Origin of the sequence: Methanoregula sp., assembly GCF_002835825.1 — an archaeon.
Lineage (GTDB): Archaea > Halobacteriota > Methanomicrobia > Methanomicrobiales > Methanospirillaceae > Methanoregula.
Genome location: NZ_PIZH01000331.1, coordinates 1 through 2427 on the forward strand (window position 1 = coordinate 1; position 2427 = coordinate 2427).

The following is a 2427-nucleotide window of genomic DNA, read 5'->3' on the forward strand; positions in this document are numbered from 1 at the left end:
ACCTCGTGCGTCTGCATCGGCCCTCTGTATCCGGCTTCGTCTGCTGTTAACACGTCGGCGGTCAGGACTGCCTTGACGCCGTTCTCATCGACCCTATTTCTCACCTTGTGGAGGAGCAGTGCTGCATAGATATACTCCATCGTAAATCACCTGTGAATTATCTCAAATATTATTTTACCAGGTTCTTGAGGAACTGGCTTTCTCTCTGCGCTTTACCGATAATCGCATCGACAACATCCGCCTCGTAGACCGCTGCCTCGATTGCAACGCCGCGGGCATCCCTGACAGCCTTGGTCAGGAGTGCGCTCATGGAGTCCTTCGTCGGGATTGCTGCCTCGAGCGAGAGTGCAGTTGCCTGCCGGCTCGCGAGCGCAATCTGTCCGAGGATGACTGTCTCGTCAACTGCGAGCACCGACGGCTCGTAGACACTGCCTTCGTGGAATGCGGCCTGCAGGGCAAGTCCGACGTCCATGGGCTTGATGTCGAGTTTTACGAGTGCTGCTGCAAGCTTGGGGGAGATAACGGCGCCCTTCTTTGCAACCGTCTTGGTCTCCTTGATCTTGACCTTGCCGCCTTCGATGGCTGCCGGGATGCCGGCCTGCTGGAGCTCGCCGACAATCGGGCCGGGCTTGAAGCTCGTGGGGCCGCCGGGGACAACGATGTCTTCCGGTGCCTTCTCGCCGGGCTTTGCCGCCATTTTGGTCTTGGTCTTCTCAAGCTGCTTGTAGAGCTTGAACGGATTGTCGTTCGTGAAGATGATCGCCGAGTGACCGGAGAGGTACTTGGTGAGGTTCTTTACGTCCCCGCCAATCTCGTCGAACGCGTGCTTGATTAAGGTGTTCCTCGTCATCTTGATGACAGCCTTTCCGCGGAGGTTCCGGCGGATCTGCTGCACCTGCTGGGCGGGGATACCGTACATGTCGACAAGCCCGATGAGCTTGTACTCCTTTGCGTTCTTCTTGATATCAGCGACTTCGTCCTTCTTCCACGCGGGGAGGTGGTGCGTGTAGAGCGCCATTATTCCAGCCTCACTGCGGGACCCATCGTGGTCTTGACGAAGACGGAACGAACGTTGAGCGGTCCCTGTTCAAGGACAGACTCGATCCTCTTGACGATCGTTTCGATGTTCTCAGCGACCTGCTCCGGCTTCATTGCCGTTGACCCTACTTTTGTGGAGAAGACCGTCTTGTCTTTGGTACGGATCTTCACCGAGTTGCGCAGACGCTCCACGATCGGGCGGATATCCTGCCCGCCCGGAATCGGCATCGGCATCCTGCCCCGCGGACCGAGCCGGGGACCTAAATACCGACCAACCTGGGGCATGACCGCGGTTTCGGCGAGGAAGTAGCGGTATGCGCCTGCCACTTTCCGGGCCTCGCGGGGTGCGCCCCCGAGCCGTTCAACTTCTTCAGGGCCGATGATCAGGTCGACTTTGGCATCCTTTGCCTGCGTGACGATGTCTCCCTTCCCGATGACACAGATGCCGACATTCTCGCCGGAACCGTGGGGAAGAAGAACCGTCTCGTCGATACGATTCTTCGGCTGCGCCATATCGATGTTCTTGAGATTGATGGTTATGTCAATGCTCTCAGAGAACTTGCGTTTTGGCGCCTTCTCAATCGCCGTTTTCACGGCGTCTAAAATCTTGGCCCTATCAACCATCTGATTCCTCCATAGTTCTGCGACCGGACTCAATCCCGATCTCCTATGGTTTTCGCTAGTTTATTTCACTGCGAGTTGGCTGTCGTACTTGCCCTCGGCGATGAGCTTCAAAACCTCTTTTGGTTTCTTGCCATCGACCGTAACTCCGACGCTCACGCACGTGCCCACGACTTCCCTGACGGCAGTCTTGAGCTCGTAGGAGAGCATGCCTTCGAGTTTCATGTTGGCAATTCTTACAGCGGCCTCGAAGGGCAGGTTGCCTGCCACAATGGCGTTGGGCTCCTTGGAACCTTTCTCGATACCGGCCTCTTTCTTGATGAGTGCCGTTGTCGGCGGGATGCCGACTGTCAGCGTGAAGTTCTTTTTCGCGTCGACTTCGATCTTGACAGGGACCTGCATGCCGTTGAAGGATGCGGTCTTCTTGTTGATCTCGTCAACTACGGCCTTCACGTTGATACCGAGGGGCCCGAGCGACGGTCCAAGGGGTGGACCAGCCGTTGCCTTTCCGCCGGGTACTAAAACCTCGACCACTTCTGCCATAGTCTTTGCACCATGCCGTCCCTCTGTACAGAGGGGTCCAAGCTTGGGTCTGTAAATATTGATGGGAAGGGTGATAAAGGTGATCGTGGGAAGGGGAGAGCTAGCCGCCTAATGCTATTCGATTTAAAATTCCGTCTGATAAAATTTTGTTAATTTTATTTGTCAGGTTTTCCAATGACGATAAGAAAGATACCTTTCTCTTATACAAATATGACGCTGACGACA

General features: G+C 55.4%; 3 protein-coding genes. All 3 read right to left on the reverse strand.

The features are described 5' to 3' along the window. Window positions 1-169: 169 nt before the first annotated feature. The 3 genes from CW742_RS10630 to CW742_RS10640 are packed head-to-tail and all read right to left on the reverse strand — an operon-like array spanning window position 170 to window position 2202. Window positions 170-1018: a 50S ribosomal protein L10 gene (locus CW742_RS10630; RefSeq protein WP_292420199.1), complete on the reverse strand. Its 849-nt coding sequence runs from the start codon at window positions 1016-1018 to the stop codon at window positions 170-172. After that, window positions 1018-1662, reverse strand: a complete 645-nt coding sequence (locus CW742_RS10635) for a 50S ribosomal protein L1 (protein ID WP_292420202.1) — start codon at window positions 1660-1662, stop codon at window positions 1018-1020. The genes CW742_RS10630 and CW742_RS10635 overlap by 1 nt, the downstream gene beginning before the upstream one ends. 60 nt (window positions 1663-1722) lie before the next feature. Beyond that, a complete protein-coding gene (locus tag CW742_RS10640; protein ID WP_292420205.1) occupies window positions 1723-2202 on the reverse strand; it encodes a 50S ribosomal protein L11 in 480 nt (159 codons plus the stop codon). Window positions 2203-2427 lie beyond the last annotated feature (225 nt).